The 6,849-nt window shown below is 69.3% G+C and carries 7 protein-coding genes; 6 read left to right on the top strand and 1 reads right to left on the bottom strand.

Annotated features, from left to right (window positions below; genetic code table 11):
* Positions 1–49 precede the first annotated feature (49 nt).
* On the bottom strand, positions 50–817 hold the full coding sequence (locus ACFVXC_RS42390; RefSeq protein ID WP_389917182.1) for a DUF461 domain-containing protein: 768 nt from the start codon (positions 815–817) through the stop codon (positions 50–52).
* 698 nt (positions 818–1,515) lie between these two features.
* Here ACFVXC_RS42390 and ACFVXC_RS42385 point away from each other — a divergent pair.
* The 6 genes from ACFVXC_RS42385 to rlmB all read left to right on the top strand — a co-directional run bounded on the left by ACFVXC_RS42385 (position 1,516) and on the right by rlmB (position 6,765).
* On the top strand, positions 1,516–1,998 hold the full coding sequence (locus ACFVXC_RS42385; protein ID WP_003953493.1) for a CarD family transcriptional regulator: 483 nt from the start codon (positions 1,516–1,518) through the stop codon (positions 1,996–1,998).
* Between the two features lie 338 nt (positions 1,999–2,336).
* Positions 2,337–3,074 (top strand): 2-C-methyl-D-erythritol 4-phosphate cytidylyltransferase, encoded by a 738-nt coding sequence (ispD, locus tag ACFVXC_RS42380; RefSeq protein ID WP_389917180.1) that lies wholly within the window; start codon positions 2,337–2,339, stop codon positions 3,072–3,074.
* Positions 3,064–3,570 (top strand): 2-C-methyl-D-erythritol 2,4-cyclodiphosphate synthase, encoded by a 507-nt coding sequence (gene ispF, locus ACFVXC_RS42375; protein WP_389917178.1) that lies wholly within the window; start codon positions 3,064–3,066, stop codon positions 3,568–3,570. The genes ispD and ispF overlap by 11 nt, the downstream gene beginning before the upstream one ends.
* A 200-nt stretch (positions 3,571–3,770) precedes the next feature.
* A complete protein-coding gene (locus ACFVXC_RS42370) occupies positions 3,771–4,175 on the top strand; it encodes a PPOX class F420-dependent oxidoreductase (RefSeq protein ID WP_389917176.1) in 405 nt (134 codons plus the stop codon).
* Positions 4,176–4,276: 101 nt separating this feature from the next.
* A complete protein-coding gene (cysS, locus tag ACFVXC_RS42365; protein WP_389917174.1) occupies positions 4,277–5,677 on the top strand; it encodes a cysteine--tRNA ligase in 1,401 nt (466 codons plus the stop codon).
* Between the two features lie 125 nt (positions 5,678–5,802).
* Positions 5,803–6,765, top strand: a complete 963-nt coding sequence (gene rlmB / locus ACFVXC_RS42360) for a 23S rRNA (guanosine(2251)-2'-O)-methyltransferase RlmB (RefSeq protein ID WP_389917172.1) — start codon at positions 5,803–5,805, stop codon at positions 6,763–6,765.
* The last annotated feature ends 84 nt before the right edge of the window (positions 6,766–6,849 follow it).

The raw sequence follows: 6,849 nt of genomic DNA, 5'->3' as shown, positions 1-6,849 counted from the left end.
GGAACCCAGTACCGGGTTCCCGCCCCGCCCCCTCTGTGCGCGTGTCGCGTCAGTGCTGGGTGCCCGTACCCGCGGTCGTTCCCGCGTCCTGCGACCCGGCTTCGGACTGGTCCGTGCCCTCGTCGGAGGCGTTGCCCGACGGCTTGTTCGAGGAGTTGGCGCCGCCACCCTCGGTCGAGCCCCCGGTGGCACCCTCGGTCGAGCCCTTCGTCGCGCCCTCGGTGGTGCCGTCGGTGGGCTCACCGCTCGCCACTCCGGTCGGCTTCGAGCCCGGCGCCTGGGGGACCTCGGACGGGCCCCACTTCTTGAAGTAGCTCTCGGCCGGCACGACGAAGGTCTGCATCTTCACGTCGCCGGTGTCGCTGAAGACGAAGTTGACCGGCTGCGCGTTGCCGTCCTTGACGGCCTCGCGGCTGCTGGGCAGGACGGCGGAGGCGTTGTCCTTGCCGCCGATGACGACCGAGCCGCCGGCGGGGATGGTCAGCGGACCGCCGCGCTTGGAGACCTTGTCGTCCTTGGCCGGCGTGATCTTGGCCTTCTTGCCGGTACCGGTGACCGTGATCTCGTCCAGGGTCTGGTCGGTACGGCCGTTGTTGAAGACCGTGGCGGCGATCACCGCGGGACCTGTCGACTTCAGGTCGGGCTGGGTGATCACCATGGCGTTCTGGATCTTGATGTCGCCGACGGCGGTCGCGGCGTTGTCCGGCTTGATCTCGTGCGTCTGGGCGTTGTTACCGGCGCCGCACGCGGCGAGCGACGCGAGCGAGAACGCGATGGCGGTGGCGGCGATGGCGCCACGTCGAAGGCTGCGGCTCACGGCGGCGGCAACTCCTTGAACGAGGACGGGAGACGGACGGCCGTAAAGCCGCCCTAAGTATGTGTCAGCGGCCTTAGGTTACCGAGCCGTTCCCACGCCACCGCACCCGACCCGCCCCTACGGTCCTTCAGCCTCTCCCGGGTCACTCGCGTCCCGCCGCGATCTTGCCGTGTACTCGCTGTCTCCGGTCACACATGCCACTCGACATGCCACTCGTCTCCGGCCGCACACGCCACTGCCGTCACTCTCACGCCATTGGCCTCTCGTTCACCATTCACATAAGCGCCGTCAAGAGTCATCGGAGCCCGTCCTGCGGATATCCGGTAAGGAATGCATGGTGGTCCGGGGAAGTCCGGGATATTGATCACCGAGGGATCTTGATCAATTCCGGATTTACGTCGAAGGCGGAGTCGCAGATCTCTCCGATCGCCGAACGGAGTAGCGAAAGTTCACCGCCTGGAACCTGGCAAACCGGGACGTTCGGCCCTCTGGAGGGCTCTCGGAGGGCGTGTAACGGGCGCGTTTCTGCTCCCCCGGAGAGCCGCTCCCACCTGCGAATACCTCGCTCCGGAAGCCCTTCGCAGCACGTTCCTGTTGCAGTTGTCAAGCCCCGAGATGCGCCCTGACCTGCGAAAACGCCATTCAGAAGAGGCGGTTCTCGTGTTAGGATGGATAGCCACGGAAGGGGTACCTGTCACATGACGTTCAAGGTTGGCGACACCGTGGTCTATCCCCATCACGGGGCCGCGCTGATCGAGGCCATTGAGACTCGCCAGATCAAAGGCGTGGACAAGACCTACTTGGTGCTGAAGGTCGCTCAGGGCGACTTGACGGTACGTGTGCCTGCGGACAATGCGGAGTTCGTCGGCGTACGTGATGTGGTCGGTCAGGACGGGCTCGACCGGGTCTTCGAGGTACTGCGCGCGCCGTACGCCGAAGAGCCGACGAACTGGTCCCGTCGCTACAAGGCAAATCTCGAGAAACTCGCTTCGGGCGATGTCATCAAGGTCGCGGAAGTCGTGCGTGACCTGTGGCGTCGTGAGCGTGAGCGCGGACTGTCCGCGGGTGAGAAGCGCATGCTCGCCAAGGCTCGCCAGATCCTGGTGAGCGAGCTCGCCCTCGCGGAGAACACGAACGAGGACAAGGCCGAGGCCCTGCTTGACGAGGTTCTCGCGTCCTGATCGCGTCCTGACATACGCGTACGCATATGTCGTGGCGCCATGAATGCCGCGGTGCCCGCTGACCCTCAATGGTGTCGCCGGGCGCTGCGGCATGTTCGTACCCGGACGCAACCTCTGAGACGCGATCTCTGAAATTCCTGCCGTCGTGCTCGCGTCGTGCCCGGTGTTCCTGGTGCCTTGTTCCCTGTGCCTCTGTTCCCGCTGTTGCCGCTCGGTGTGCGCGCCGGGCTCGGGCAGCTGTCGACCAGATGTCACGGAAGGGTCCGGTCAGGGGCTCGTGCCCGGCGTCGCTGTGGCCATACCCACCTCTCCCGAGCACACAAACCTGAACGGAAGCGATGTCTGAGGAATCCCGCACCGCGGTCGTGATCCCCGCCGCCGGACGCGGCGTACGGCTCGGCCCGGGCGCCCCCAAGGCGCTCCGCGCGCTGAACGGCACGCCCATGCTCATCCACGCCGTACGGGCCATGGCCGCGTCCCGCGCCGTCTCGCTCGTCGTCGTCGTGGCCCCGCCGGAGGGCGCCGCCGAGGTCAAGTCCCTCCTCGCCGATCACGCGCTGCCCGAGCGCACCGACTTCCTGGTGGTCCCCGGCGGCGATACCCGTCAGGAGTCCGTGAAGCTCGGCCTCGACGCCCTGCCGGACGGCATCGACATCGTCCTGGTGCACGACGCGGCCCGCCCGCTCGTGCCGGTCGACACCGTCGACGGCGTCATCGAGGCCGTGCGCGAAGGCGCACCCGCCGTCGTCCCCGCGCTGCCGCTGACCGACACCGTCAAGCAGGTCGAGCCCGGTGACCCCAAGGAGCCGGGCCTGCCCGAGCCCGTGGTGGCCACGCCCGAGCGGGCCCGTCTGCGCGCCGTGCAGACCCCGCAGGGCTTCGACCGCGACACCCTCGTCCGCGCCCACGCGACCGTCACCGACAACGTCACGGACGACGCCAGCATGGTCGAGCAGCTCGGCCTCCAGGTCGTCGTCGTGCCCGGCCACGAAGAGGCCTTCAAGGTGACGCGGCCCCTCGACCTCGTCCTCGCCGAGGCCGTACTCGCCCGCAGGAGGGCCAACGATGGCTTCTGAGAACCAGCAGGCCCGCATCCCGCTCCCACAGGTGGGCATCGGCACCGACGTGCACGCCTTCGAGGAAGGGCGCGAGCTGTGGTGTGCCGGGCTCCTCTGGGAGGGCGAGAGCGCGGGCCTGGCCGGGCACTCGGACGGCGACGTCGCCGCGCACGCCGCCTGCGACGCCCTGTTCTCCGCGGCCGGCGTCGGCGACCTCGGCGCGCACTTCGGCACCGGCAGGCCCGAGTGGTCCGGCGCCTCCGGCGTGACGCTGCTCGCCGAGGCGGCCAGGATCGTGCGTGCCGAGGGCTTCGAGATCGGCAACATCGCCGTCCAGGTCATCGGCGTACGGCCCAAGGTCGGCAAGCGGCGCGACGAGGCGCAGAAGACGCTGAGTGCCGCCGTGGGCGCCCCCGTCGCCGTGTCCGGCACGACGACGGACGGGCTCGGCCTCACAGGACGCGCCGAGGGCCTCGCCGCGATCGCCACGGCACTGGTCGTACGGGCGGACTGAACGGCGTACCGAAGGCGGGTGAAATGCCGCAGCGGCAGGGCGTGTTGGAGCAGTATCGGGAACGCACCCCGCAGCAGCCCGACGTCATCCACCGACGTGCGAGACGTGCGAGACGTGCAAGACGTGCGATAGACGTCATCCACTGCCGTACGAGAACCGCCGTACGAGAACCGCCGTACGAGAGAAGAGAGGCACCCGCAATGGCCGCCGAACTGTCCGACAAGATCAAGGCCCTTCTCGACACCCCCGTCTTCGTCAACGTGGCCACCGTCCAGCCCGACGGCAGCCCCCAGGTCTCACCGGTCTGGGTGAAGCGTGACGGCGACGATCTGCTCTTCTCCACCACGCTCGGCCGCCGCAAGGAGAAGAACCTGCGCCGCGACCCGCGCGTGACGGTGCTCCTTCAGCCCTTCGACGCGCCCTACACGTACGCCGAGATCCGCGGCGAGGCGACGATCACCACCGAAGGCGGGCAGGACCTCATCGACGAGCTGGCACTGAAGTACACCGGCCTGAAGTACGCGGAGTTCAACCCCTCATCCGCCGACGACGCCGCCCGTGTCGTCGTCCGCGTCACCCCGCGCAAGGTCGTCGGCCGCCTCTGAGGCCCTTCCGCACCCCTCCCACACCCCCGCATGTCACAGTTCCGTGCCCTGTTGTCCCCAGAGGTCGCAGGGCACTGCCCTGCGACCACTACCCTGGAGTGGTGACGATTCGCCTGTACGACACCAGCGCCCGGCAGATCCGAGACTTCAGCCCCCTCATCGACGGCTGTGTCTCGATCTACCTGTGTGGCGCGACGGTGCAGGCGGCCCCGCACATCGGGCACATCCGCTCGGGCCTGAACTTCGACATCATGCGCCGCTGGTTCGCCCACCGCGGCTACGACGTCACCTTCATCCGCAACGTCACGGACATCGACGACAAGATCATCCGGAAGTCGGCCGAGCAGGGCCGCCCGTGGTGGTCGATCGGGTACGAGAACGAGCGGGCCTTCAACGACGGCTACGACGTCCTCGGCTGCCTGCCGCCCACGTACGAACCGCGCGCCACCGGGCACATCACCGAGATGGTCGAGATGATGCGCGGCCTGATCGAGCGCGGCCACGCCTACGAGTCGGACGGCAACGTCTACTTCGACGTGAAGTCCTTCCCCGGCTACCTGGAGCTGTCCAACCAGGAGCTGGACAACCTGCTCCAGCCCTCCGGCGAGGGCGAGACCGGCAAACGCGACCCGCGTGACTTCGCCATGTGGAAGACCGCCAAGGAGGGGGAGCCCAGCTGGGAGACCCCCTGGGGCCGCGGCCGTCCCGGCTGGCACCTGGAGTGCTCGGCGATGGCCCACAAGTACCTGGGCCGCGAGTTCGACATCCACGGCGGCGGCATCGACCTGATCTTCCCGCACCACGAGAACGAGATCGCGCAGGCCAAGGCCTTCGGTGACGCGTTCGCGCGGTACTGGGTGCACAACGGCTGGGTCACCATGAGCGGCGAGAAGATGTCCAAGTCGCTCGGCAACTCCGTCCTCGTGTCCGAGATGGTCAAGAAGTGGCGCCCGATCGTCCTGCGCTACTACCTGGGCACCCCGCACTACCGCTCGATGATCGAGTACAGCGAGGAGGCCCTGCGCGAGGCGGAGTCCGCGTTCGCGCGGATCGAGGGCTTCGTGCAGCGCGTCGTCGAGAAGGCCGGGGGCGTCGTCGAGCCCGCCGCCGAGGTGCCGCCCGCCTTCGCCGACGCGATGGACGACGACCTGGGCGTCCCGCAGGCGCTCGCCATCGTCCACACGACCGTACGGCAGGGCAATTCCGCCCTGGCCGCCGACGACAAGGAAGCCGCGGTGGAGCGGCTCGCCGAGGTGCGGGCCATGCTGGGCGTGCTCGGCCTCGACCCGCTCGACCCGCGGTGGGCCGGTGAGAGCGACCGCGGCGACGACCTCCACGGGGTCGTCGACACTCTCGTACGTCTCGTGCTCCAGCAGCGTGAGGCGGCGCGGGGCCGCAAGGACTGGGCCACTGCCGACACCATCCGCGACCAGCTCAACCAGTCCGGCCTCGTCATCGAGGACAGCCCGACCGGGCCCCGGTGGACTCTCGGCCCGCGCTGAGCGTCTGACCTGGCGATGTGCCGCCCGGCGACCCGGGCGGCACACTTCATATACGTACGCAGTTCACGCAGTGCGCACTCACGCCGTTCGAAGGCAGGCGCACGCATCACAGAGACAGGTAGGTCATGGCCGCTAACAACCGCCGCATGTCCGGCAAGAAGGGCGCGCAGGTCGGCAGCGGTGGGAATCGGCGCCGCGGCCTTGAGGGCAAGGGCCCGACGCCGCCCGCCGAGGCGCGCAAGGGACACAAGAAGAACCGCATCGCCGGCGCCGCGGCCAAGAAGGCCACCGGTGGCCCCGGAGGCGGCGGCCGGCGTCCCGGCTCCGTGAAGGGCCGCGGCAAGGGCACGTCCGAGATGGTCGTCGGACGCAACTCCGTCGTCGAGGCGCTGCGCGAGGGCGTGCCCGCCTCGATGCTCTACGTCCAGCAGTTCATCGACAACGACGAGCGCGTGCGCGAGGCGCTGCAGCTCGCCGGTGAGCGCGGCGGCATCCACCTCATGGAGGCACCGCGCCCCGAGCTCGACCGCATGACCAACGGGCTCAACCACCAGGGCCTCGTGCTCCAGGTGCCGCCCTACGAGTACGCGCACCCCGAGGAGCTCGCGGCCGCCGCGTACGACCAGGGCGAGGACCCGCTGATCGTCGCGCTCGACGGCGTGACGGACCCGCGGAACCTGGGTGCCGTGGTGCGTTCGGCGTCCGCCTTCGGCGGGCACGGCGTCGTCGTCCCCGAGCGGCGTGCCGCCGGAATGACCGCCGGAGCCTGGAAGACGGCCGCCGGTGCCGCGGCCCGTACGCCCGTGGCGCGGGCCACGAACCTGACCCGCGTCCTGGAGTCCTACAAGAAGGCCGGGCTCGTGATCGTCGGTCTCGCGGCGGACGGCGACCACGAGGTCGGCGACCTCCCGGCGCTGTCCGGCCCCGTGGTCATCGTCATCGGCAGTGAGGGCAAGGGCCTCTCGCGCCTGGTCGGCGAGACCTGCGACTACCGCGTGCGGATCCCCATGCCGGGCGGCACGGAGTCCCTGAACGCCGGTGTGGCCGCGGGAGTCGTGCTCTACGAGGCGTCCCGCCGCAGGAGTTAGCCGTCAGGCCGGGCGCCGGCCGCCCCCCGCTCACCGGGGGGGGCCCACGCCCCGCCAAGGCCGGGCGAACATAATTAAGCGGTC

Origin of the sequence: Streptomyces sp. NPDC058257, assembly GCF_042881845.1 — a bacterium.
Lineage (GTDB): Bacteria > Actinomycetota > Actinomycetes > Streptomycetales > Streptomycetaceae > Streptomyces.
Note: the sequence above shows the minus strand (reverse complement) of the source record. Positions and strands in the feature narration are given on the sequence as shown.

What these genes read in the sequence shown, in the direction of transcription:
- ACFVXC_RS42385 (WP_003953493.1), top strand. Translation starts at nt 1,516, where the DNA reads ATGACGTTCAAGGTTGGCGACACCGTGGTCTATCCCCATCACGGGGCC.
- ispD (WP_389917180.1), top strand. Translation starts at nt 2,337, where the DNA reads ATGTCTGAGGAATCCCGCACCGCGGTCGTGATCCCCGCCGCCGGACGC.
- ispF (WP_389917178.1), top strand. Translation starts at nt 3,064, where the DNA reads ATGGCTTCTGAGAACCAGCAGGCCCGCATCCCGCTCCCACAGGTGGGC.
- ACFVXC_RS42370 (WP_389917176.1), top strand. Translation starts at nt 3,771, where the DNA reads ATGGCCGCCGAACTGTCCGACAAGATCAAGGCCCTTCTCGACACCCCC.
- rlmB (WP_389917172.1), top strand. Translation starts at nt 5,803, where the DNA reads ATGGCCGCTAACAACCGCCGCATGTCCGGCAAGAAGGGCGCGCAGGTC.